Here is a 21,577-nt window from a genome sequence, read left to right on the forward strand (position 1 = left end):
ATGGAAGCACCCCTGCTGCATCTCGCCCTGGTCGGCACGCCCAACAGCGGCAAGACCTCGCTGTTCAATGCCCTGACCGGCAGCCGGCAGAAGGTCGCGAACTATCCGGGCGTCACCGTCGAGCGCAAGGAAGGCTTCTTCGTCACCCCGCTCGGCCGCCAGGTCTCCGTAGTCGACCTGCCCGGCACCTATTCGCTGCGCGGCCGCAGCCCGGACGAGGAGATCACCCGCGACTTCGTGCTCGGCAAGGCCTCCGGCGAGACCGTGCCCGATCTCGTGCTGTGCGTCGCCGATTCCACCAATCTGCGCCTGACCATCCGCCTGCTGCTGGAGCTGAAGCGCACCGGGCGACCGATGATCCTCGTTCTGAACATGTTCGACATCGCCACCCGCCGCGGCATCACGGTCGATGTCGAGCGGCTCGCCAAGGAGCTCGGCGTGCCCGTGGTGACCTCGATCGCGGTGCGCAAGGGCGGCACGGCCGACCTGCTGGCGCTGACCGACGAGATTTCCGCGAAGCTTGCTGCCGAGCCGCAGGAGAACAGCTGGCGCGCACTCAGCGTCTCCGAGCTGCGCGCCACCCAGCGCGAGGCCGACCGCATCATCGCCGATTGCGTCAGCCTGCCTGACAGGCCCGACACCTGGACCGCGCGGATCGACGCCGTCGTGCTGCATCCCGTCGGCGGCCTGATCGTGCTGGCGCTGATCCTGTTCGTGATGTTCCAGGCGGTGTTCGCCTGGGCGCAGCCGGCGATGGACCTGCTCAAGTCGGGCTTCGACGCGCTCGGCGAGCTCGTGAAAGCCAGCCTGCCCGACGGCCTGCTCCAGAGCTTCCTGCAGGACGGCGTGATCTCCGGCGTCGGCAGCGTCATCGTGTTCCTGCCGCAGATCATCCTTATCTTCCTGTTCATCCTGCTGCTGGAAGATTTCGGCTACATGGCGCGCGCTGCGTTCCTGATGGACCGCATCATGGGCGGCGCCGGGCTGCACGGCCGCGCCTTCATCCCGCTGTTGTCGAGCTTTGCCTGCGCCATTCCCGGCATCATGGCGACGCGCGTGATCGACAACAAGCGCGACCGGCTGACCACGATCCTGATCGCGCCGCTGATGACCTGCTCGGCGCGCATCCCGGTCTACACGCTGATCATCTCCGCCTTCATCCCTGCGAAGGACGTCTGGGGCTTCATCAACCTCCAGGGCCTCGTGATGTTCGGCCTCTACGCCACCGGCATCGTCAGCGCGCTCGCCGTCTCGTTCGTCATCAAGTTCTTCATGATCCGCGACTATGCACCGGCGCCGTTCATGCTGGAGCTGCCGGACTACAAGATGCCCAGGCTGAAATCGATCGTGATCGGCATCTACACGCGGGCCAAGATGTTCCTCTACCGCGCCGGCACCACGATCTTCTCGATGATGGTGCTGATCTGGTTCCTGGCCTCGTTCCCGCAGCCGCCGGCGGGCAGCACCGAGCCTGCGATCGACTTCAGCCTCGCTGCGATCCTCGGCAAGGCGCTCGAGCCGCTGCTCGCCCCTGTCGGCTTCAACTGGCAGATCGCGGTGGCGCTGATCCCGGGCATGGCCGCCCGCGAGGTCGCGGTCGCGGCGCTCGGCACCGTCTATGCGATCGAAGGCGGCAAGGAAGCCGCCGAGCAGATCGGCCAGGTGCTGGCGACGAAATGGTCGCTCGCCACCGCGCTGTCGATGCTGGCCTGGTACATCTTCGCTCCCCAATGCGCCTCGACGCTGGCCGTGATCCGGCGCGAGACCGGAAGCTGGGGGTGGATGGCGGCAACCTTCTTCTACATGCTGGTGCTGGCCTATGCGGCGAGCCTCGTGACGTACAACGTCGCGGTGGGGCTGGGCGCGGGCTAGCCCCTCTCAAAACTCAAACTGCGAAAACAACCCCATGCACAGTAGGCGGGGGGTTGTGAAATCAATGGCTTACGGATGTGCCAGTCCGTAGCCCGGATGGAGCGCAGCGAAATCCGGGACTCTTGCCCAAGGCGCCAGCGGACCCGGATTACGCTTACGCTCCATCCGGGCTACGGACCGCCCCGGTTGCACCGTCGGGCAAAACACTGGCATGATGGCAACATCGACCTGCGTTCGCATCCGCGCGCACCAGTCAATTGCGCCTGGCCTTGCGGCCCCGCCCACTCGCTTTCGCCGGCACGCTTTTTCCATACTTCGTCCACCACGCCGTCAGGGCCTCCATGGTCGGGCCGAGCCCCCGCGCCTTTTCGGTGATCTCGTATTCGACCCTGAGCGGTACTTCCGCGAACACCGTGCGCAGCACCAGGCCGTCCGCTTCGAGCTCGCGCAGCTGCGCGGTCAGCATGTGCTGCGTGATGCCGGGGATCGCCTTGCGCAGCTCGCCGAAGCGATAGATCCGCTGGTTGAGCAGCCACATGATCTCGAGCTTCCACTTGCCCGAGAGCAACGCGAAGGCGCGCCGCATCTCCTCGTGCATGTTGAGCGCCTTATCGGCCATGGTCTGGTTTTCCATACTTAGCGCGGATTATTCATCCTACTTGCGCAATCCGGTCTTGCTTAGCATTTTCGATGCGTGATGCAGGCACGCCTACGAAGGCTGCGCATCGACACGAAACCAACGAGACGAAGGAGAGATTGCCGCGTTCGGTGGCGATCAACGAGACCTCATGGCTGCAATCTACACCTACTGGATCAGCACGGCGCTGCTGTGCCTGCTGTATCTGACCTCTGCCTACATGTACCTCACCAGGGGAGACTGGGTCCGGCAGGCGCTGGCCGAACTCGGCTATCCCGCCTATCTCGTGCCCGGCATGATCGTGGTGAAAGTGCTGGGCCCGGCGGCGATCCTGCTGCGCGCCAGCGTCGCGCTCAGCGATCTCGCCTATGCCGGCATCTTGTTTCACCTGCTGCTGGCGGGCCTTGCCTATCTCGGCGTCAGGAGGCCCGGCGGTGCAGTGCCCGCAATCGTGGGCATCGTGCTGCTAGCCGCCTCGTTCGTCACCCAGAACGCCGCGCGGGAGATCCCCTCGCCTTACGCGCAAACAATGATGTTGTGATCTTGTCGCCCGGGGGAACCAACGGATCCCCGCGATCCATTCGGAATTGCGCTCCATTGATTTCGGTCAATGGTCCACCTCATCGGCATGTCACGTTTTCTCGTCGTCCTGCAAAGGGAGAGAGCACATGACTGGACGTGCCAAGCTGCTTGGACTGTTCGTAACTGCCGTGCTGTTCACGGCAACGCCCCTGTCGTTCCGCTACTCGCCGGTGGATGCGCTGACCGTGTCCGCTGACACGGCCGAAGCCCGCGTCGGGCGTCCCCTTACGCCCGGAAGCGTTGCCGGTGTCAATCGCAGGGTCCATCGGCGGGCGTATTACGGTGCGGCAGCGGCGGGAGCCGCAGCCTATGGGGCCTATGGCTATCGCCGGGCTTGTGGATATTACCCCTATCCGCCCTGCTATTGAGGGCGCGCGATCGCATCCTCGCGTTTTTCTTGACTCCCCATGAAAAAGGCCCCGGTCGATGCCGGGGCCTGAGTTCACTGGAGAGGCTTTGGTTCAATAGCGCGCCGTGACCGGCGCACCGTAGCCGCCGAAGCGGTAGTTCACCCGAAGCGTGACCATGTCGATGTCCTGGCTGACTCCGCTGCCCGTGAGGATGGATCCATTGGGGGTGACCACGCCGGCTGCGAAGGTCCTGTTGTCACGCCCCATCCAGAGATGGTCGTACTCGATACCGAACGACCAGTTCGGCGTGAATCCATATTCCCAACCGACACCCAGGGCACCGCCCCAGCGCGTGTGACCTGCCGAGGCGAGGCCGACGCCGGTGACGTTGTTGAAGACGTCGAAGCGATTGCGCGTCACGGCGGCGCCGCCCTTCAGGTAGAACAGCGAGGCGTTCCAGGCCCAACCGACCTGGGCCGTGAAGAGTCCAATGGCATCTGTCTTGCCCGTGGTCGAGATCAACGGATCGATCAGGGTGACGCGCGTGTGCTTGATATCGGCCCAATCGCCCTGTGCTTCCAGGCCGAGCACAAACTGATTGGTCTGCCAGCGGTACCCGATCTGTCCGCCAACGAGGCCTCCGGAGCGATCGGCGCAACCACTTGCGAATGTCCCTGTGGGCGTCAGAAAATCCACGCAGCCATGGCTCTGCCCCCAGCCTCCATTGGCGCCGATGTAAAACCCGGTCCAGTTGTAGACCGCCACCACCGGCACCGGCGGTGGTGCCGCCTTGACGGCCATGTCGGCCGCCATGGCCGGAGCCGCCATGCTCAGCGCCGCGAAGCCGATCGCCGCGATCGAAAGCTTATTCATCGTCTCATCCCCTTTGCTCAAATCTCGTTCGTTAGAAACAAGCCCTTATGTAGGCTGGCGTGCATAAGTGCTGCGAACCATCTGAAGTTTACGCGCGAGGGGATTCCTGGCCCGTACCAAAATGGCAACACTCCGGCCCCATCGCTATGCACGGAAAGGTGCTTAGTCGTCATCTGAAGCGCCGGGTGAAGCGGCGCTGTCCTGTTCGTCGGCAAGCCAGGCGTTGATGCCGGAGGACGGGATCAGCCGCTTCGGGAGGTGGGGGTTGATCGTGCCTGCAAAGACGGAAAGTCCCTCATCGCGCTTGGCGCGCGCAAACAGCTTCGCCTCATGCTCAGTCGCGAAGGTCTTCGTCTCACGCGGACTGCGTTGTCTCGGCAGAATGCCTCGCTGTCGCACTTCGAAGGTGACGTACCAGGTCGGAATCATTGCGCACACACCAACATGCCAGCAACCCCTGAGGTCGCGTTGTGGTGTGGCCATGATTCCGCGTGCTTGATTCAGATCAAGCTGCCACTTGGCCACTTTCATGCGAGCGCCGGGATGCGAGCCGGGCGTCGGTTGACCCGCCGGGCAGACCAGGGGCACGATGGCATCATCAAGATCGCGACCGGCTCCCAGGCGACGAACTGTTTCCATGGATCATTCCAGCGCCGACAGACCGACCGCCGAGCGACTGCGCCAAAACCACCTCGCCGACCTCGTCGCGCTGCATCTCGATACCGAAGTATCACGCTATATTGGTGGCGTGCGCTCGGCGGAAGCGACGAAGACCTGTCTCGACGTCAACATGGCCCATTGGGACCAGCACGGTTTCGGCCTCTGGGTGCTGCGCATTTTCGTAGTAGCGAAGCGAAACCCATCACGCTTCGAGACACTCAGAAGCAATGATGGGTTTCGCAAGAGCTCTAGCCATCCGGATCTCTATTTCCGGATTTCTATTTCGGTTTGGCGCTGACGCGCTGCGCCTGACGTTGGGCTGCGGTCAATTCCGTCTTGATCCTGTCCTGCTCCCCCGCGGGGATCAAAGGTTCATCACGTTGAGGCGGCAGATCATGGACTGGAAGATAGTCATGCACGGTGCTTGAACCGGGCTGCCGTTGCGCTACATGGCTGTCGGCGACATCGTCCCGGGCAAGCGTTGCACATCCGCCGAGCACGAACAGCATGAGCAGGACGGCATGACGCGCCAACAAGGCGCAGAACTCGATACGCACGATTACGCTACCTGATGTGCGGTGACGTCAAACCTCGGCAAAGAAAAGCAGATACAGGCAGCCCAGGATTGTCGGCAGGAACGCCAGCGCAATCCAAATCCAGAAATCGGTATCGAATACCGCCTCTGCCTTGCCGCTCTCGTGACTCGCAGGCAGTTGCGCGCGATGCCAGGCGGCATCGGCCACGAAGAGAGGACGTCGGGGATCGTTTCCCATGCTCATGTCCAGCGCCCGTCAGCGGGAAAAAAGTGACGCCATCGACAAGACGATGAGCGTGGTGAGGATGCGCCCGAGCGTCGCGAGCAGGATGGTCAGAAGAAAGCGCTTCATCGTGAGGCCGTTTGTCCTTCGTTAATTGGTGTCGGCGAGGGCTTCGCGCCGGAGTCCGTCCACGACGGCGGCATGCCGAGCTGCTGGCCGACGAAACCGGTCACACCGGGAAATCTGCCGAATTGCTCACAGGCGACGTATTTGGGCGCGCCGCCGAAACGTGGCCCCACGCTCTCGACCGGAGGCAATGCAGGCAGTCCTCCGAAAGGAGACTCACCCGTCAGCATGAGCTTGGAGAAATCCGCGCCGAAATCCGATGCAAGGTCGTAGGCGTCGCCCTCGTTGGCGATGCGCGGCGAATTGGTGATCGAATTGGCGCCACGCGCCCAGACCATCGCCGCCTTCTGGAAGCCGGCGAAGTCTCGTGCCTCGGCCTCGACGGAAAGGCTGCCCAGCCCGACCGGCAGTCGCGGCACCGGAACGGGCACGCCGGGCAACGCCACGGTCTTTGCAACCGCGGCGGCCTTCGAGGCGCCCGCTGCCGTCTCACCGGTCGGCGTGGCATGCGTCACCGTGGCTTGAATCGTCAGGTCGGCATCGTCGTCGCTCGTGACGATGCGAAATTTCTCGCTCAGCCTGAGACACAGCTCGCGGCTGATCGCATTCGCGACCAAGGCCCGCTCCTTCTCGTTGAGAGGCACCCCGGCCCGCGCCGGAAACGTGGCGGGCGCGATCCGAACGGTCTTTGCAGCGAGCAGGTCCTTCTTGCTCGCCCGGATCTGCGCCTTGGTGATCAGGCCATCGGCCTCCGACAGGCGGTCATAGCTTCGAAGTGAACCCGCGCGATCCAGCGGAGCTGTCGCGCAGCCCGCGAGCGTCAGCGTCGCCATCGTGGCCACGTCCGCCCAGCACAAACGCGAAGAGATACGCACCACAGGAACTCGCGACGATTATTAGACTTATCTCTCTAATAATCGGTCCGGGCGACTTGTCAAGAATAATAGAGTTACCTCTCTATTTTTGGCGTAGCCGCGGTCAAATTGTGGTAAGCGCTTGTCAGAATTGGAGACGCCGATCGTGCGAAAAGTGGACCCCGTCAAACACGAACAGAAGCGCCAGGACATCCTCGACGCGGCGTTTCGTTGCTTCATCAAGGACGGTTTTCACGGGGCGAGCACGACGGACATCTGTGCCGCGGCGAAGATCAGTCCCGGGCATCTGTATCACTACTTTCCGAGCAAGGAGGCGATCGTCGAGGCGATGGTCGATATCGGCCTCGCGCGCGCGACGGAAGAGTTCGGCAAGATATCGGCCGCGCCTGACTTCATCGAGGCCCTGATCGACTATCTCGAACGCGGCAGCCTGCGGCATCGCACGGCTCAGGTCCTCAGTCTCGATGCACTGGCGGAGGCCGCCCGAAATCCGCAATTCGCCGGGATCGTCGAGAAACACGCCAGCGTATCGCGGAATCTTCTGGTCGATTTTATCGGTATGGCGCAGCGCCAGGGGCAGATCGATCCGGAGCTGGACCCGGCTGCTACCGCCAACATTCTGCTCGCCATCATCGACGGCGCGCGTGCGATGCCGATCCGCACGCCGTCATTGGACGTCGAGCAAAGCCTGGCCCATCTGCGAACCATGCTGTCGCGCTTCCTGAAGCCGCCGAAGGAGGTGTCAGTGCACGTGCGCCGCGTCACCGGCAGCAGGAACGCGGCCTTGAACACAAACCGGAAGAGATAACCGGCGACAACGCGATCAAAGCAGGGCAACGATCCAGTTCATGGACCACTTCAGCTCAAACAGATTGACCGCCGAAAGGCTGAACGAAATTCATCTCGAAGACCTCGTTGCGCTGCATCTCGATGCCGAGGTGTCGCGTTATCTCGGTGGCGTTCGCTCGGCGGAGGTGACGAAGACCTATCTCGACGTCAACATGGCCCATTGGGACCACCACGGTTTCGGCCTCTGGGCGCTGCGAACGAAGGACGGTGCGTTCGCCGGACGGGCGGGCATCAGGCACATCCTCGTGGATGACGTGGACGAGATCGAGATTGCCTACGCGTTCACGCGCAGTGTCTGGGGACTGGGATTTGCCAGCGAGATCGCGAGCGCGATGACGCGCATCGGGCTGTCACAGCTCGCGCTACCCTCGCTCATCGGCATCGTCCGTGTCGACAATGGCGCATCCCGCCGCGTGCTGGAGAAATCGAATTACCTGCTCGAGCGGAGCACGAACCGCTACGGCAACGACGCCGTGATCTATCGTATCCAGCGGTGAGAGCGCAGCAACCTCACGGCTCCATCGTGTAGGAGCGCCCGGGTTCGAGCGCGTAGATGGTCAGGAAGCGGAGCGGACGGTCCGGGTCGCAATTGCGAAACAGGGTGTGCGGAACATCCGCCCGATCCTGCAAGGTCTCGCCCGCCCGGTATTGGCGCGGCTCGTCGCTGCCATAGGCGGATTCGGCAACACCTTCGACGATGTAGATCGCGCCGGCCACGGGATGCCGGTGAAGCGGAGCTGTGCCGCCGGGCGGATAGGTGACCTCGACGACCATGAGCTCCTGCTGACGGCCGGGCAATGGCAGACGTTCGAGAACCTTGCGTGTGACACCGGCAAACCCGGCCTGCCGAGCGCCTGCGCGACCGTCGCTATGTTCATCCATGGAGCACCTGACTCTTTCGAGGATTGAGTTTTCTTCGTCTGGCGACTAGCGCAGGACAACAAAGTGGCCGATTTCCGGTTCAGCGCCATGTTGCGCTTTTCTCGCCTTACGTGCTATCTCGCGATCATGCACCCAGTACGCTCTTCCGGTTGCGCACGTTCGTGAGACCAGGGTTGGGGAAATCGACTGTGAGAGTGGATTGCATTTACTTCGCGGCGGCCGCAGCCATTGTCGGCTGGATTACCTGGGGATCGACGGCAAGAGCGGACTGGGCCAGCTGCCAAAGCAAGCCGACACGAACCTGCCTGCTCGAAGAGGCCCTGCGCGGCGATCAAGGGCCGCTTGTCGGCAAGGAACGTCTTGATGTCCTTGCTCTGACCAACTACCGGAGCCATCCCCAATATTTGACGGCCGCGGATATTGACGAGGCGAAGCGGCAGCTCATGAGCCAGCCCGCCTCGCAGCCGGCGTCGCGATGGCAGTACTTCGCGGTGGCGGCGACGGGGCTGATCGCAGCCGACCAGGTCCAGGAAGCGCTAGATCTGATATCGGATCTGGATGCAGGGTGGCGCAATAACGCTCTGAGTGAGGTGATCAGAGCGCTCATCAAAGCCGACAAGCTGGACGACATCCCCGTCTTCGGCAGGCCAATGGTGGCCGATCCGCGACACGTCTTCAAAACGGCCGTGACGATGCTGGCCGAGCAAGGCAAGATCGAGCAGGCCCTGGCCTTCAGCGCCCTTTATCCGGCCGGCGCGCCCGACGCGGACACGCTGGAAGCGCTGGGAGTGGCCTACGCCAAGCGCGGCGACCAGAAGATGGCCGCGCGCTTCTACGACAAAGCGCAATCCGTCGTGGAGCAGCGAGCGCCCGGTGTGGTTCAGGACCACACCGACATGGAGCTTCGTTTCGATCGGATTATATTGCGAGCGGCGCGCGGCGATACCGACGGTGTCAAGGCCGCGCTGAAGGAATTGCCCGCGGTGTCGGACAAGCCGTCCAATTGGGTCGAGATCAACCGCAATGCGGGCTATCAAAGACTCATCGTGATGCTGTTGCGGCTCGATAATCCCAGGATGGCGGCCGACATCGCCAACTCCACGCCGCAACGCTACAGGCCGTTCAGCCTCTTGAATATCGCATTTTGGGATGCCGAGCATGGCCGGCTCGAAGAGACCCGTGAGGTCCAGACCTTTCTGAAGGACGAGACCGATCCGAACATTCACCAATCGCTTCTTCGCGCCCTTGCCGTAGCAACGGCAAGGTCCGGTGACGTCACAGCGGCCATCCCGATTGCCGAACAGGTTAGCGATCCCGTCAGGCGCCGTGCGGTCATTTTCGAGCTCTCAGAGAGCTTGCCGCCGTAAACCGCCGAAGTGCTGATTTGCGGCTCTGGTGGCCTGTGAGGCTGGAACCGGCTCGGCCCTTCGACACCGGCATTCAGCGCCACAAGCGGAACAAAAGAAACCCAACGAACGGCAGTCCATGCAGTTGCGGTGACGCTGGACCTGAACAGCCGTTCAAGAAAGTTTCTTGCCCGTTCCTGCAACAGGCGATGGTGGCGGTCGTTGTCTCGCGACGGACGCAAACCAAGGAGGAACAGATGAAGAAGCTGACTTACGCTCTTGCAGCGCTAGCGACGCTTGCAATCGGTACCCCCACCATCGCCAATGCGGCCGGCTTCGGCGTCTATGTCGGCGGCGACAGGGACTATTATGACGGCCCCCGCGCGCGGGTCTACCAGCATGACCGCGGCTGGCATCGTGGCTGGTATCACCACGACCGCGACTACGACCGCGGCGTCGTGATCCGTCGTTATCATCATTGGGACGATTAGTGCGCGCCAGTACGATCGAACAAGGAGGCCCCGCTCGGACGGGGCCTTTTTGCTTTTTGCATTGGACGCACGGAAGACGCCGCCAGGCACGGCAGCCTCCTAGCTGGCATCAGATCGCCCTGCGTGGCCTATCAAATTACTTGTGCCGCTACTTCGTGTAACCCTGGCTCGTGCACCACCACATGGCGTCGGCCGAGGTCGAGCCATGCTCTATAACGTATTTCCGGCACGCTTCGTAGTTGACGGCATAGCGCTTGGCACACGGGACGGAGGAAATCGTGCCGCCGCTCCAGGAGCACTTGTATTGAGCATTGGCTGCCGGCATCGACAGGGTTGTGACAGCGAGCCCGACGACGAGAAACGCGAAGGTCTTCATGACTATCTCTCCCAAATCCAGGGATTAGCGAGCGCTATCCCAGGTGGTACGATAGCATGCTTTCGACTGCGCGAGATGGACGCGTGTCCATTCGGGATCGAAGAGGTGCCTTGCGGAAATGCCGGCTCTCACTCCTCCGGCGAGCTAACCAAACGCGGGCGCAATCGAGGCGTCTCGTCCTCCGCCGGCAGCCTGTCATTACTCGCCGCGATGGCGCAGCGCATCGACAATGACCTTGAAGGCGGGCGCGTTCTGGCGGCGGCTCGGATAGTAGATGTGGTAACCGTCGAACGTCGGCGACCAATCGTCCAGCACCAGCATGAGGTCACCCGCCGCGATGTGCTGCCGTGCGATGTTCTCCGGCACATAGGCGATGCCGTATCCCTTCAGCGCCGCGTCGGCCTGGGCGTAGGAATTGTTGAACGTCAATTGTCCGTCGACGCGGACGCGAAGCTCCTGGCTGCCTTTCGCGAACTCCCACGCATACAGCCCGCCCGCCCGTTCCATGCGGAGGTTGATGCAATTGTGCCGCACGAGCTCATGAGGGTGGGTCGGCGCGCCGTGCTCGGCGAAGTAGCCGGGTGAGCCCACGGCCACCAGCCGCCAGTCCGGCCCGATCCGCACCGCGACCATGTCCTTTTCGACGCTCTCGCCGAGGCGGACGCCGGCGTCGAACCCCTCTTCGACGATGTTGCGAAATCCACTGTCGAGGCTGACCTCGAGCTTGATGTCCGGGTAATCCTTCAGGATCGGCTCGAGCTTCGGCCACACCACGCTGTGGAACGCATGGTCCGAAATCGTCATCCGGATCCGCCCCGAGGGCTTGTCGCGGAATGCCATGAGGTCGGCGATGTCGGCCTCGATCTCGGCGATGCGCGGCGCCATCGATTGCCGCAGGCGCTCACCGGCTTCGGTGAGACCGACGCTGCGGGTCGTGCGCGTCAGGAGCCGAATGCCCATCTGGTCTTCCAGACGCTTGATGGTGTGGCTCAGGGTCGACTGGGCGATGCCGAGCTTGGCGGCCGCCTTGGTGAAACTGCGCTCCCTGGCGACGGTGAGAAACCACAAGAGGTCGTTGAAATCGTGCCTGGCCATCGCTGTCCGCCGCTGAAACCATCCATTTATGCCGCAGGTCGATTAATGCAAGCGGACTATTCCATCTAATCGGGGTGCGAGCGGAGCGCTATTTCAGCTGCCACGGATGGCCGCAGCCTGGCCGCCGTCCCGACCACAGGCGCACGCATCATGTCCAGACACTGCCCCACGCGCCGCACAATTGTCGGCGGCCTCGTGGCCATCGCCGCAGTGCCCGGCTCCGTCGCCGGCCTGACCGCGACGAACGCCTCCGGTCAGACGGGAGCAGCAAACATGCAGATACGATGCGTCTTCGACCGCCACAGTTTTACGGCAACTCTTCTCGACAACCCGTCGGCGCGGGACCTCGCCGCTCTCTTGCCGCTCGACCTCGCCATCGAGGATTATTCGACCAACGAGAAGATCGCCTATCTGCCGCGCAAGCTGACCGAGAACGGCAGCGGGCCGTTCACGGACGAGGCGCCGGGCGATCTCTGCTACTTCGCGCCCTGGGGCAATCTCGCCTTCTTCCACGGCAACTACCGCTACTCCAACGGGCTGATCCGTCTCGGCCGTCTCGACGGTGGCGCTCAGCCCCTGCTCACGCGCGGACAATATCCGCTGCGGATCGAGCTTCTCTCCTGACGATCAAACCCCGAAAGGATACGACCATGCTGGCAACGCTCATGTACGGTCCCGGCGACGTTCGCTGCGAAGCGGTCGACGATCCCAAAATCCTCAAGCCGACCGACGCCATCATCAAGCTGTCGGCGACCTGCATCTGCGGCTCGGACCTGTGGCCCTATCGCGGCCTGCAGCCGACCGACGGCCCCGCGCATATGGGCCACGAATATTGCGGCGTGGTCGTGGAGGTCGGCAGCGAGGTGAAGACGGTGCGGCCCGGGCAGTTCGTCGTCGGCTCCTTCTGCATCTCCGACAACACCTGCCCGCATTGCCGCTTCGGCTTCCATTCCTCCTGCGTGCAGCGCGAGTTCATGTCCGGCGCGCAAGCCCCCTACGCGCGCGTGCCGCTGGCCGACGGCACGCTGGTGGCGACCGCGGAGCTTCCATCGGCCGATCTCATTCCCCATCTGCTCGCGACCTCCGACGTGCTCGGCACCGGCTGGTATGCCGCGGACGCCGCCAATGTCCGCGAAGGGTCGACCGTCGTCGTGGTCGGTGACGGCGCCGTCGGGTTGATGGGCGTGCTGGCGGCGAGCGAAATGGGCGCCGGGCGGATCATCGCCATGAGCCGTCACGCTGCGCGGCAAAAGCTCGCCACCGAGCTCGGGGCGACCGATATCGTGGCCGAGCGCGGCGAAGAGGGTATTGCCCGCATCAAGGACCTCACCGGCGGCGTCGGTGCCGATTCCGTCCTGGAGTGCGTCGGCACGCAGCAATCGATGACGCAGGCAATCGCCTGCTCACGGCCCGGCGGGTCGATCGGCTATGTCGGCGTGCCGCACGGCGTGACCTTCGAAGGCGAGGCGATGTTCTTCGCGCAGCGACGCATGCTCGGCGGACCGGCGCCGGTCCGGCGCTTCCTGCCGGACCTGATCGAGCGCGTCCTCGCCGGCAGGATCAAGCCGGGCAAGGTGTTCGATCTGAAGCTGCCGCTGTCGGAAGTGGCCGAGGGATACCGCGCCATGGACGAGCGGCGCGCGATCAAGACGTTGATCACCTTGTGAGGATTTCGCTGCGCTCGCAATGACGGCGTGGAAAGCAGCTTACCTGAAATACCCCAGCACGAGATCGACGTCCGAGCTGCGGGCCGCCGTGCCGTTCAGCTCGGCATCGATGACCCGGCGGCAGGCCTCGATCGCGGCGTGGTCGCCGAGGTCGTTGGCGGCTTCGAGCACGAGCCAGGCGGCGTCCACCGAGGCCTTGTCCGGTGCTCCGCCGCCGATGTCTGCGGCGACCTTGTTGAGGCTCTTCTTGCGAACTGCGGTGCCGAATTGAGGCAACATCTCAAATACTCCCCTCTCGAATTCCCGCTCAGTTGACCTGTTCAATGGACCTGGAGCTCGGGCTGACGGCCCGAGGCGGAATCGGCACCCGCGCTGTTCTTGCGCGACTGGTAGAATTTCAGGATGCTGCGCGACGTCTCGATCTTGAGCCGGCCGTATTCGCGCTCATTGTCCTGGAGGTCGCGCGCGGTGATCAGATGATCCTTGGCGCCGAGGAACAGCAGCGACATCGTCGTGTCCCAGGAGAAGTCGAGCGCCTTGCACAGCACCAGCAGCATCTCGCGGTTGCGGTCCATCAGCGCGCGTTCGATCACGTCGACCGGCAGCGCCGACAGCAGCGACAGGCCGATCTGCACCTCGTCGAAGCGGTGCTGGCGCGCATAGCTCGCGATCGAGTCCTGGTTGAGGTTGCCCTGGCGGTACTGCGTCGTGACCACGCGCTTGGCGACGAAATAGCTGCGCGAAGACGGACCGAACTTGGATTGCAGATCGCCGGTGACCTCGGTCACCGAGCTCTGGATCTGCGCCATCATCTCGGGGCGCTCGGTCCCGAGACGGCGGCGGACGTCTTCCGACGCCTTCGCAATCAGCTGCTGGAAGATGTGGCGCGGCACGTCCTTGCGGAGGCCAAGCTGCTCGGCGAGGATCGAATCGCCCTCGGCGCGGCGGACCATGTGCAGCAGGCCCGAGCCGGAGAAGCGCGCGCCCTCGTTCTTGGCAACCGACGTCACGACCTCCTGGTTGCCGCGCTTGACCAGCACGTCGGTCACGGCCTCGCCGATCGACTGGCGCTGCGAGATCGCCAGCAGATGCGCCTGGCCCTTGGTCAGGGCGCTCTCGACCAGCATCTTCTCGTCGATACGATTGGAGTCGCGCAGCACGGGACCGGCAACCTCGATCTCGTCGTCCAGGGCGAGCTTCTCGATGACGTTGAGCGGAGCATGATCGCACGCCGACATCAGCTCCGAGAGCTGCGCCCGCGCGGCGACCTCGATCTCTTCGGCGAGCCGGCCGATGACCTCGCCAAACATGCTGATCTCGTCGTCGCTGTAGCGGCCGGTGATCAGAATGTCGGTCGCATGCCACAACGCGCGTGCCCGGCTTTCGTCGGTGCCGCGCGCGATCGCGTCGTCCAGATCCTGCAGAAGCGATTTCGCCCCGTTCATCTCGATACCCCAGTTCTTGGTCGTCTTTGGCGAGCCGTCCCGCCCGTGCGGACGCGACGCCGAATTCCTCTGAGAACCAACGCTAGAGATGAAACGCGAGAATTCGGTAAAATTGGCAAATCAGTTTTGCCGACGAAAATTCATTCAAATGCAAGGGGATGGGTTAACCGCCGGGCAAGCTGCGACGCCTCGCCCGGTGAGCATCGAGCGCTGCGGGAGCACCGTTGACTACGGATTCTGCGGCACCAGCACCAGCGGCGGTTTCGGCCTGGGCTTTGCGGGCGCGGGGCCCGGCGCCGGCCGCACCTCGATCGGCGGCGGCAAGGGCGCGACCTGCTGGCTTGCGAGCGGCGGGCTCGTGAGTGGCGGGCTTGGCGCGGCGGGCGCGGCCTGCGGCGCCTTCGGCATCGGCGCGGCCTTCGGCTTGGACTGCGGCACCCGGCGCGGATCCTGGCCTGGCAGCGGCACATTGACCGGCGCCGGCTCGGGCGCTGCATCCGGAGCGACCAGCGTCGGCAGCGCGGCGGTGGCCGGCGGCGGCTCGCCGCGCTCGATCGCGTCGAGCCGGCGCGTCTCGCGGTCGATCGTGCGCACCGCAAGCCATGACGACAACGGCGCGAGGTCGACGGTGCGGCTGAGGCGATCGGGCGGACCTGCCGCGAACAGCTGGATCTCCGGCGGCGCGCCGGAGAGCCCGGTCATGATCGGCGTCAGGCTGGCGCGGATGTCGGCCTGGTCGGCGGGAATGTCGTAGCCGCCGGAGACGATGGCGCGGGCATTCTTGGCCTCCAGCGGCGTCGCACCGACGCGCAGCCGTCCGTCGCGGATGGTGAACGGGATCTGCGCCGAGGCGACCGCAATCGGGCCTGCCGACAGCGCGGGCTCGACCAGCTGCCGCAGCCGGTTGTCGTCACTGACCTGGCCGCCGTCACTGGCGCGGATGGCGATCTCGAAGGCGCGCGGATTGAGGCCGCTGATCTCGGCGGAGTCCAATTTCACCGTGCCGTTGCCGGCGAGCGCGCCGGTGAGCGCCGCGACGCTGCGGCCCTGGCTGGTCAGCGCCATCTGCACCGAGGCACGGCCCTTGGGCAGCGCGAGATCGCGATAGCGCAGCACGGTCGCATCGACATTGCTGAGCTCGATGCGCGCGTTCAGCGCGAGGCCGTTCGCGCCATTGCGCGCGTCGAAGCTCGCTGACACCTCGCCGCCGCCGAGACCGCCCTTGAGGCCATCGAACGCGAGCGACTGGCCGTCGCTGCGGATCATGCCGCCGAACGGGCGCAGCTCGATGCCGCCGGGCATCGTGCCGCGCAGCGCCTGGAAGGCGATGCGGCCGCGCCAGCCGCCGAGCAGCCCCGCACTCAGCGGCTCGCCCGCATCGCGTCCGGCCGCGCCGATCGCCTTTGCGAGCGCAGGTGCGAGGTCGAGCGTATCGAGGCCGATCTCGCCGTCGACGCTCTTCTCCGGGTCGAGCGTGACCGCGAGACGCCCGCGCAGATGCGAGCCGGCCGCGCTGCTGTCGAGATCGTCGAAAGTCAGGCGGTTGCCTGACAGCGTGAGGCGCGAGGACAGGTTGACACCCTGCACCGACTTGTCGGCCGTGCCGGTCCCGAACAGCGGCGCGAGGTTGACGTTGCGCACGCGCAGATTGACGCTGGCCTTGGGCTCCGACAGTTCGACAGTCCCTTGCGCATCCGCATCCAATCCGCCGCCGCTGAGCTTTGCGTTCAATTGCAGCGGTCGCCGCCAGGCGCCGCTCAAACGGCCTTCGAACTGCGAGGCGCCCTCGCCTGCGGCCACCATGCGGTCGAGCCCGAGCAGGCCCAGCAATGCGCCGGCCTGCGGAGTCGACACCTTCGAGTCCAGCGTGAAGTCGCTGCTCCGCAATTTGTCGATATCGATGCCGTTGACGTCCGCCACCGGAGTCTGCGCGGCCAGTGTCGCATTGGCCTTGAGTTGCGGCGCGTCGAGATCGAGCACGGCGCGGGCGTCGCTGCGATCGGCATGCTCGGCGTTCTTGTCGAGGCTGACGTCGAGCTTCAGGCGCGTCACACCCGGCAGCGACGGCAGGGCATCGAAGCGCGCGCGCACCGACGGCGCAAACGGCTCGATCAGCGCGGTGAGCTCGTGCAGCGAACCGGCGGAGGATTTCAGCGCGAGCTTGCCGGTGGCCCTGGTGCGGTCGAAACTGCCGCTCGCTTCCGTGGTCACGCCGCTGGTCTGGCCGAACCGCAACTGCTCCAACGACAGCGACGCCGGCGAGTAGCCGAGCTTGGCCGCGAACGGCCGCAGCTCCTGGCCGGCGGAGATGGCGCGGCCGATATCGAGCGACAGCTTGGCTTCCTCCGGCCATTCACCTTGCGGCCCCGCGAGCGCGCGGACAAAGCTCGCGGCGGCGTCGAGATCGAGCCGGTCGGCCTTCAGCTCGGCATCGATCCGCGAGCCCTTGCTCGCGCCGTTCTGGACGAAGGCAATCCGTCCCTCGACGGCGCCGCCTTCGATGTCGGCCTTCAGCCTGTCGACGGCGAGATGGTTGGCGGCGATGGTCACATCGCCGGCAAGGCGCAGCGGCCGCGTGCTGCGGCGGTTGATCTCGCTGCGGCCCAGCAGCCAGGCCACCAGCGTATCCGGATCGGACGACTCGACGTTGAGGCGGCCGCTGAAACTGTCCGCGCCTGGCGTTGCGCCGTTGAGCGAGAGCTGCGTCGTGCCGGGCGCGCGCAGCTCGAGCCGCCGGAAGGTCCAGGACCGACCGTCGGTCGCAAGCTCCGCCGCGATGTTCTGGAGCGGGCGGCCACCGAGCATGATCTGGTCGGAGTTGAACTCGATCTGCGCCGGGATCGGCGCCTGCGGGATCGCGGCAAGGCCCGCGCGCAACGCCGGCAGGATGCGCAGCGGCTCGGAATCGTTCCTGGCCGCCAGCCTGTCGGCATCGATCTGACGGGCCGACAGCACCGCGCGCAGCAGCGGCGATGTACCGAACCTGAGGTCGCCGACGCCGCCAACTTTCAACGCGTTGTCATCAGTGCCAATGTTGGCATCGATCTGGTCGAGCTTGGCGCCGGCCGGGTCGGCCTTGAGCTTTGCCGTGAGCTTCCACGGCGTCGGCCCCGCCTCGCCCGGCTTCTTCGCCGCGGGCACACCGAGCGTCAGCGCGCCGTCGAATTTCGGCTGGCGGTTGTCGAAAGCGAGCACGCCTTCGAGATCGGCCAGGGTCGCGCGCTCGCCGGGATCGACGTTGAGATGCAGACGCGTGGCGCTGCCGTCAGCGCTCGGGCCGGAAGAGATCCGGAACGGATAGCGCGTGCCCGACACCTTGAAACTGCCGTCGCCGCGCACCGAGCCGGCGAGCGAGCGGACATCGCCGGAGAACGCGATGTCGGTCAGCTCCAGCGTCGAACGGCTGGCGGCATCGTGCAAGGCGATGCGCCCGGTGAGGTTCACCCGCTCGATGGCGAGCGAGGCGAGGTTGAAGCTGCCGTTCGCGGTGGACGGCAGGTCGACCCGCCCGCGCGCATCGAGGCCGAGATCGACCGCCATGCCGCCCACCGTCAGCTCGGTGGCACGCCATTCGCCGCGCATGAGGGAGCCCAGGCTGAACTCGACGTCGAGCTTGTCGGCGCGCAGCCGGCCGAGATCGTTGTTGCCGCCGAATGTCACCGAGCGCAGCCGCAAGGTCGGCGCCGGCAGGAGCCGCGCGTCCAGCTCGCCCGCCACCCGCACCGGCACGCCGATGATCCGGCCGGCCTCCGCCTCGAACTGGGGCCTGAACTGGTTCCAGTCGATGAAGTAAGGCCCGATCAGCGCCGCCAGAAGCGCTAAGATGAAGGCAATCGCCAATCCGAGCAGCGTCGTCTGCACGGGTCTCCCCTCGGCCAAACCGGCACCCGGGCCAAACCTTGACCCCTGCAAACCTTGGCCTTGAGGCTTCAGGCGCGCCGGAACAGCCCCTTATATAGAGGGAAGTGTGGCGAAGTCACAGCGACTGTTGCGCGCGGAGGTTAACGCTGCAGCCTCACCAGCTGGCCGGGAGCTGCGTCAGGCCGCGCAGCACGAAGGTCGGCCGCCATTTCGGGTTCTCGACGTCGTCGATGCGCAAATCGGGCAGCCGCCGGAGCAGCGTCGCGATGGCGATCTCAGCCTCGATGCGCGCCAGCTGGGCCCCGAGGCAGAAATGGATGCCGCCGCCGAAGGACAGCGGCTTCACGTTCTGCCTGGTGACGTCGAGCCGATCGGGGCGATCGGGGTAAACGGCGGGATCGCGGTTGGCCGAGCCGAGCAGGCAGAGCACGGTCTCGCCCTTGGGGATCTGCCTGCCGCCGAGATCCTCGATGTCCTCCAGCGCGACACGCCCGGTCATCTGCACCGAGGAATCGTAGCGCAAAAATTCCTCGATCGCGCCCACCATCAGCTCCGGCCGCGCCTTGAGCAGCGCGAGCTGGTCCGGATTGCGGTGCAGCGCCAGCAGGCCATTGCCGATCAGATTGACGGTGGTCTCGTGACCGGCGCCGAACAAGAGGATGATGTTGGCGGTCAGCTCCTCATTGGTGAGCTTGTTGCCGTCCTCCTCGGCCTGCACCAGCTGCGTGATGAGGTCGTCGCCGGGATTTTTGCGGCGCAGCTCGAACAGCTGCTGGAAGTACATCTGCGCCATCATGTTGCCGGCGTTGCCCTTGGCGATCTCCTCCTTCGAGAGCGGCACGGGGTCGAGCAGCCGGCCGCCGTCGCGCGAGCTCTTGTAGAACACCTCGCGATGGTCCTCGGGGATGCCGAGCATGTCGCAGATGATGGTGACGGGCAGGCGGAAGGCGAAATCCTCGATCAGATCCATGTGACCGCGCGCGATCACGGCATCGATCGCCTGGTCGACCATCTCCTGGATGCGCGGCCGCATGTCCTCGACCCGGCGCGCGGTGAAGGCTTTTACGACGAGGCCGCGCAGGCGGGTGTGATCCGGGGGATCAGACTGCAGCATCCAGTGGCTCATGCTGCGGAACACCGGCTCGTCCATGATCTTTTCGCTGTAACGGCGCTTGGATCGCTCGACGAAATCCTTGCCGAAGCGCTTGTCGCGCATCACGAGGCTGACGTCGGCGTGGCGGCTGGCGACGAACTGACCGAACGGCGTCACATGGATCGGGTCGATCGCGCGCAGCCGGTCGTAATGCGGATAGGGATCGCGGATGAAGTCCGGCGACAGCGGATTGAACAGCGGATCTCCGCCTGCGGGTTGCACTTGCTCGTTCATGGTGACCTCAATCGGTTGCCGATGACACGCATACGCAAGGCAGCCCCTGCCCGGCGTAACCATCCCTCTTATTTATCAACTCGATACACTGTTGTATCGAGTTGCATTCTGCCCTAAGCTGCGCCGATGTCAAGGGTGAGAACCAGGCCGACCAGGAACGATACGCGCGACAGACTGTTCGAGGCGGCCGCGCGCGTGTTCGAGGAGGACGGCATCGGCGGCGCCAGCATCGAGGCGATCGCGGCCGCCGCGGGCTTCACCCGCGGCGCGTTCTATTCCAACTTCAAGAGCAAGGACGAGCTGATCATCGCCATGCTCGAGGACCATGTCGAGCAATCGATCCGCCGCAACATGGACATCCTCGCCCAGCACGACAATCTCGACGATTTCATCGCGGCACTGAAGTCGATGGACCGCAGCAAGCAGGATCCGCTCGGCCGCGCGCCCCTCCTCCACATGGAGATGATCCTCTACGTCGCGCGCGCCGAGAAGCGTCGGCCCGAACTTGCCAAACGCCTGCGGGCGCGGCGCAAGCTCGTCGCCGACATCGTCGAGGCGACATTGAAGGGCAACGGCAAGAACGACACGGTGAATCCGCCCTGGATGGCCTCGGTCGTGCTGGCGCTCGAAGACGGCTTTCGCCTGCACCGGCTGATCGATCCGGAAACGACGCCAGCCGACAGCTTCTTACGCGCCATCACGGATCTGCGGCGAAGGACGGGACTGGCGTCGGACTAGGGCGGCTACGCATGTGCCAAACCGCCGCAGCCGGGAACAAACAGCGCGACGCGATCAACAAACGTCCGCGGAACAGCTGGCCGATCCCTTCAACCGTCGCGATCAGTCCTGAGGCGACCGCCATCAGGAGACGCGAGACCGTCGAGATGAACGCGCATTTATCTTCATGACTCTTTGCCTCTCCTGATTGCGCGCTTGCAACTTTTGCCCGTCGTTGATGTTGGCACCGCATCACAACGGCATCGAGGAGGACCGCACATGAAGACCGCGCTAGTTCTGGCAACCGTCGGTACGCTCGGCGTGAGCGCGGTGACAGCACCAACGCCCGCGGAAGCCCGCTGGCGTGGCGGCTTCGGTCCGGCGCTGGCAGGTGGATTGATCGCAGGCGCCGTGATCGGCGGCGTGGCCTCTTCCGCTTACGCGTATGGGCCGGGTTACGGCTACTATGGCCCGGGTTACGGCTATTACGGCGGCGGCTACGCGCCGGCGTATTACGGCGGCTACGAACCATATCCCTGGGGCGGCTACACCACGACCTACTACAGCACTGGTTATGCCCCGGCCTATTACGGGTACGGCTATCGCCGCGTCGTGCGTCCGGCCTACGCCTATTACGGCGGACCGTTCCCGCGTCGGCACTTCTATCACCATCGTTGGCACCATCACTGGTGATGTGAAGCGCCAAGACAGGCCCAGCACGGAACGCT

At 64.7% G+C, this 21,577-nt stretch carries 24 protein-coding genes and 1 pseudogene; 12 read left to right on the forward strand and 13 right to left on the reverse strand.

Annotated features, from left to right (window positions below; translation table 11 throughout):
• Positions 1-1,872: a ferrous iron transporter B gene (gene feoB / locus XH79_RS40080; RefSeq protein ID WP_271585261.1), complete on the forward strand. Its 1,872-nt coding sequence runs from the start codon at positions 1-3 to the stop codon at positions 1,870-1,872.
• A 253-nt stretch (positions 1,873-2,125) separates the two neighbouring features.
• On the opposite strand, the gene XH79_RS40085 is transcribed toward feoB, so the two are convergent.
• The gene (locus XH79_RS40085; RefSeq protein ID WP_271585262.1) at positions 2,126-2,506 is read right to left on the reverse strand and encodes a winged helix-turn-helix transcriptional regulator; all 381 of its coding nucleotides are present in this window, start codon (positions 2,504-2,506) and stop codon (positions 2,126-2,128) included.
• A gap of 154 nt (positions 2,507-2,660) precedes the next feature.
• On the opposite strand from XH79_RS40085, the gene XH79_RS40090 reads away from it, so the two are divergent.
• Together XH79_RS40090 and XH79_RS40095 are read left to right on the forward strand one after the other, a co-directional pair.
• Positions 2,661-3,050 carry a DoxX family protein gene (locus tag XH79_RS40090; protein WP_271585263.1) on the forward strand — a complete coding sequence of 130 codons (390 nt, stop codon included), beginning with the start codon at positions 2,661-2,663 and terminating at the stop codon, positions 3,048-3,050.
• Positions 3,051-3,177: 127 nt separating this feature from the next.
• A complete protein-coding gene (locus tag XH79_RS40095) occupies positions 3,178-3,459 on the forward strand; it encodes a hypothetical protein (protein WP_271585264.1) in 282 nt (93 codons plus the stop codon).
• 93 nt (positions 3,460-3,552) lie between these two features.
• On the opposite strand, the gene XH79_RS40100 is transcribed toward XH79_RS40095, so the two are convergent.
• Positions 3,553-4,314, reverse strand: a complete 762-nt coding sequence (locus XH79_RS40100; protein WP_212339575.1) for an outer membrane protein — start codon at positions 4,312-4,314, stop codon at positions 3,553-3,555.
• A gap of 162 nt (positions 4,315-4,476) precedes the next feature.
• Positions 4,477-4,953 (reverse strand): hypothetical protein, encoded by a 477-nt coding sequence (locus XH79_RS43380; protein WP_442870024.1) that lies wholly within the window; start codon positions 4,951-4,953, stop codon positions 4,477-4,479.
• On the opposite strand from XH79_RS43380, the pseudogene XH79_RS40110 reads away from it, so the two are divergent.
• Positions 4,952-5,149: pseudogene (locus XH79_RS40110) on the forward strand (GNAT family N-acetyltransferase); the annotation flags it as partial. The gene XH79_RS43380 and the pseudogene XH79_RS40110 overlap by 2 nt on opposite strands.
• 103 nt (positions 5,150-5,252) lie before the next feature.
• On the opposite strand, the gene XH79_RS40115 reads toward XH79_RS40110, so the two are convergent.
• The 3 genes from XH79_RS40115 to XH79_RS40125 form a co-directional block, all read right to left on the reverse strand.
• Positions 5,253-5,531, reverse strand: coding sequence for a hypothetical protein (locus XH79_RS40115; RefSeq protein ID WP_271585265.1), 279 nt, complete (start codon positions 5,529-5,531; stop codon positions 5,253-5,255).
• A 27-nt stretch (positions 5,532-5,558) separates the two neighbouring features.
• Complete coding sequence (locus XH79_RS40120; protein WP_212339578.1) at positions 5,559-5,747, reverse strand: hypothetical protein; 189 nt, start codon at positions 5,745-5,747, stop codon at positions 5,559-5,561.
• Between the two features lie 110 nt (positions 5,748-5,857).
• Positions 5,858-6,691, reverse strand: coding sequence for a DUF3313 domain-containing protein (locus XH79_RS40125; RefSeq protein ID WP_271585266.1), 834 nt, complete (start codon positions 6,689-6,691; stop codon positions 5,858-5,860).
• 172 nt (positions 6,692-6,863) lie between these two features.
• Here XH79_RS40125 and XH79_RS40130 point away from each other — a divergent pair, with 172 nt between their 5' ends.
• Both XH79_RS40130 and XH79_RS40135 read left to right on the forward strand, forming a co-directional pair.
• On the forward strand, positions 6,864-7,541 hold the full coding sequence (locus XH79_RS40130; RefSeq protein ID WP_271585267.1) for a TetR/AcrR family transcriptional regulator: 678 nt from the start codon (positions 6,864-6,866) through the stop codon (positions 7,539-7,541).
• Between the two features lie 40 nt (positions 7,542-7,581).
• Entirely contained in the window at positions 7,582-8,079 is a 498-nt protein-coding gene (locus tag XH79_RS40135; RefSeq protein ID WP_271585268.1) for a GNAT family N-acetyltransferase, read from the forward strand.
• Positions 8,080-8,092: 13 nt separating this feature from the next.
• Here XH79_RS40135 and XH79_RS40140 read toward each other — a convergent pair whose 3' ends face one another.
• Positions 8,093-8,464, reverse strand: a complete 372-nt coding sequence (locus XH79_RS40140; RefSeq protein WP_271585269.1) for a cupin domain-containing protein — start codon at positions 8,462-8,464, stop codon at positions 8,093-8,095.
• Positions 8,465-8,658: 194 nt separating this feature from the next.
• Here XH79_RS40140 and XH79_RS40145 point away from each other — a divergent pair, with 194 nt between their 5' ends.
• Positions 8,659-9,831: a hypothetical protein gene (locus tag XH79_RS40145; RefSeq protein WP_212339584.1), complete on the forward strand. Its 1,173-nt coding sequence runs from the start codon at positions 8,659-8,661 to the stop codon at positions 9,829-9,831.
• Positions 9,832-10,067: 236 nt separating this feature from the next.
• Positions 10,068-10,301 (forward strand): hypothetical protein, encoded by a 234-nt coding sequence (locus XH79_RS40150; RefSeq protein ID WP_212339585.1) that lies wholly within the window; start codon positions 10,068-10,070, stop codon positions 10,299-10,301.
• A gap of 148 nt (positions 10,302-10,449) precedes the next feature.
• On the opposite strand, the gene XH79_RS40155 is transcribed toward XH79_RS40150, so the two are convergent.
• Both XH79_RS40155 and XH79_RS40160 read right to left on the reverse strand, forming a co-directional pair.
• Positions 10,450-10,677, reverse strand: a complete 228-nt coding sequence (locus XH79_RS40155; RefSeq protein ID WP_271585270.1) for a hypothetical protein — start codon at positions 10,675-10,677, stop codon at positions 10,450-10,452.
• A gap of 198 nt (positions 10,678-10,875) precedes the next feature.
• A complete protein-coding gene (locus XH79_RS40160; protein ID WP_271585271.1) occupies positions 10,876-11,772 on the reverse strand; it encodes a LysR family transcriptional regulator in 897 nt (298 codons plus the stop codon).
• 150 nt (positions 11,773-11,922) lie between these two features.
• Between XH79_RS40160 and XH79_RS40165 the strand changes: the two genes are divergently transcribed.
• The gene (locus XH79_RS40165; RefSeq protein ID WP_271585272.1) at positions 11,923-12,396 is read left to right on the forward strand and encodes a cyclophilin-like fold protein; all 474 of its coding nucleotides are present in this window, start codon (positions 11,923-11,925) and stop codon (positions 12,394-12,396) included.
• Positions 12,397-12,422: 26 nt separating this feature from the next.
• Positions 12,423-13,439 carry a zinc-dependent alcohol dehydrogenase family protein gene (locus tag XH79_RS40170; protein WP_271585273.1) on the forward strand — a complete coding sequence of 339 codons (1,017 nt, stop codon included), beginning with the start codon at positions 12,423-12,425 and terminating at the stop codon, positions 13,437-13,439.
• 39 nt (positions 13,440-13,478) lie between these two features.
• Here the strand turns inward: XH79_RS40170 and XH79_RS40175 are convergent, their stop codons facing one another.
• The 4 genes from XH79_RS40175 to XH79_RS40190 form a co-directional block, all read right to left on the reverse strand.
• Positions 13,479-13,718: a hypothetical protein gene (locus XH79_RS40175; protein ID WP_271585274.1), complete on the reverse strand. Its 240-nt coding sequence runs from the start codon at positions 13,716-13,718 to the stop codon at positions 13,479-13,481.
• Positions 13,719-13,759: 41 nt separating this feature from the next.
• Positions 13,760-14,884, reverse strand: a complete 1,125-nt coding sequence (locus tag XH79_RS40180; protein WP_271585275.1) for a DUF2336 domain-containing protein — start codon at positions 14,882-14,884, stop codon at positions 13,760-13,762.
• 228 nt (positions 14,885-15,112) lie between these two features.
• Positions 15,113-18,745, reverse strand: a complete 3,633-nt coding sequence (locus XH79_RS40185; protein WP_271585276.1) for an AsmA family protein — start codon at positions 18,743-18,745, stop codon at positions 15,113-15,115.
• A gap of 154 nt (positions 18,746-18,899) precedes the next feature.
• Entirely contained in the window at positions 18,900-20,132 is a 1,233-nt protein-coding gene (locus tag XH79_RS40190; RefSeq protein WP_271585277.1) for a cytochrome P450, read from the reverse strand.
• A gap of 126 nt (positions 20,133-20,258) precedes the next feature.
• Between XH79_RS40190 and XH79_RS40195 the strand changes: the two genes are divergently transcribed.
• Entirely contained in the window at positions 20,259-20,870 is a 612-nt protein-coding gene (locus tag XH79_RS40195; RefSeq protein WP_271585278.1) for a TetR/AcrR family transcriptional regulator, read from the forward strand.
• 258 nt (positions 20,871-21,128) lie between these two features.
• On the forward strand, positions 21,129-21,542 hold the full coding sequence (locus XH79_RS40200; protein WP_271585279.1) for a hypothetical protein: 414 nt from the start codon (positions 21,129-21,131) through the stop codon (positions 21,540-21,542).
• Positions 21,543-21,577 lie beyond the last annotated feature (35 nt).

Source organism: Bradyrhizobium sp. CCBAU 45389 (assembly GCF_028128625.1).
Taxonomy (GTDB): Bacteria; Pseudomonadota; Alphaproteobacteria; order Rhizobiales; family Xanthobacteraceae; genus Bradyrhizobium; species Bradyrhizobium liaoningense_B.

Excerpts from the sequence above, each read along its gene's own strand:
- XH79_RS43380 (WP_442870024.1), bottom strand. The coding sequence starts at position 4,953 with ATGGAAACAGTTCGTCGCCTGGGAGCCGGTCGCGATCTTGATGATGCC.
- XH79_RS40155 (WP_271585270.1), bottom strand. The coding sequence starts at position 10,677 with ATGAAGACCTTCGCGTTTCTCGTCGTCGGGCTCGCTGTCACAACCCTG.
- XH79_RS40190 (WP_271585277.1), bottom strand. The coding sequence starts at position 20,132 with ATGAACGAGCAAGTGCAACCCGCAGGCGGAGATCCGCTGTTCAATCCG.
- feoB (WP_271585261.1), top strand. The coding sequence starts at position 1 with ATGGAAGCACCCCTGCTGCATCTCGCCCTGGTCGGCACGCCCAACAGC.
- XH79_RS40160 (WP_271585271.1), bottom strand. The coding sequence starts at position 11,772 with ATGGCCAGGCACGATTTCAACGACCTCTTGTGGTTTCTCACCGTCGCC.
- XH79_RS40085 (WP_271585262.1), bottom strand. The coding sequence starts at position 2,506 with ATGGAAAACCAGACCATGGCCGATAAGGCGCTCAACATGCACGAGGAG.
- XH79_RS40150 (WP_212339585.1), top strand. The coding sequence starts at position 10,068 with ATGAAGAAGCTGACTTACGCTCTTGCAGCGCTAGCGACGCTTGCAATC.
- XH79_RS40195 (WP_271585278.1), top strand. The coding sequence starts at position 20,259 with ATGTCAAGGGTGAGAACCAGGCCGACCAGGAACGATACGCGCGACAGA.
- XH79_RS40135 (WP_271585268.1), top strand. The coding sequence starts at position 7,582 with ATGGACCACTTCAGCTCAAACAGATTGACCGCCGAAAGGCTGAACGAA.
- XH79_RS40175 (WP_271585274.1), bottom strand. The coding sequence starts at position 13,718 with ATGTTGCCTCAATTCGGCACCGCAGTTCGCAAGAAGAGCCTCAACAAG.
- XH79_RS40090 (WP_271585263.1), top strand. The coding sequence starts at position 2,661 with ATGGCTGCAATCTACACCTACTGGATCAGCACGGCGCTGCTGTGCCTG.
- XH79_RS40125 (WP_271585266.1), bottom strand. The coding sequence starts at position 6,691 with ATGGCGACGCTGACGCTCGCGGGCTGCGCGACAGCTCCGCTGGATCGC.
- XH79_RS40170 (WP_271585273.1), top strand. The coding sequence starts at position 12,423 with ATGCTGGCAACGCTCATGTACGGTCCCGGCGACGTTCGCTGCGAAGCG.
- XH79_RS40100 (WP_212339575.1), bottom strand. The coding sequence starts at position 4,314 with ATGAATAAGCTTTCGATCGCGGCGATCGGCTTCGCGGCGCTGAGCATG.
- XH79_RS40180 (WP_271585275.1), bottom strand. The coding sequence starts at position 14,884 with ATGAACGGGGCGAAATCGCTTCTGCAGGATCTGGACGACGCGATCGCG.
- XH79_RS40095 (WP_271585264.1), top strand. The coding sequence starts at position 3,178 with ATGACTGGACGTGCCAAGCTGCTTGGACTGTTCGTAACTGCCGTGCTG.
- XH79_RS40120 (WP_212339578.1), bottom strand. The coding sequence starts at position 5,747 with ATGGGAAACGATCCCCGACGTCCTCTCTTCGTGGCCGATGCCGCCTGG.
- XH79_RS40140 (WP_271585269.1), bottom strand. The coding sequence starts at position 8,464 with ATGGATGAACATAGCGACGGTCGCGCAGGCGCTCGGCAGGCCGGGTTT.
- XH79_RS40165 (WP_271585272.1), top strand. The coding sequence starts at position 11,923 with ATGTCCAGACACTGCCCCACGCGCCGCACAATTGTCGGCGGCCTCGTG.
- XH79_RS40200 (WP_271585279.1), top strand. The coding sequence starts at position 21,129 with ATGAAGACCGCGCTAGTTCTGGCAACCGTCGGTACGCTCGGCGTGAGC.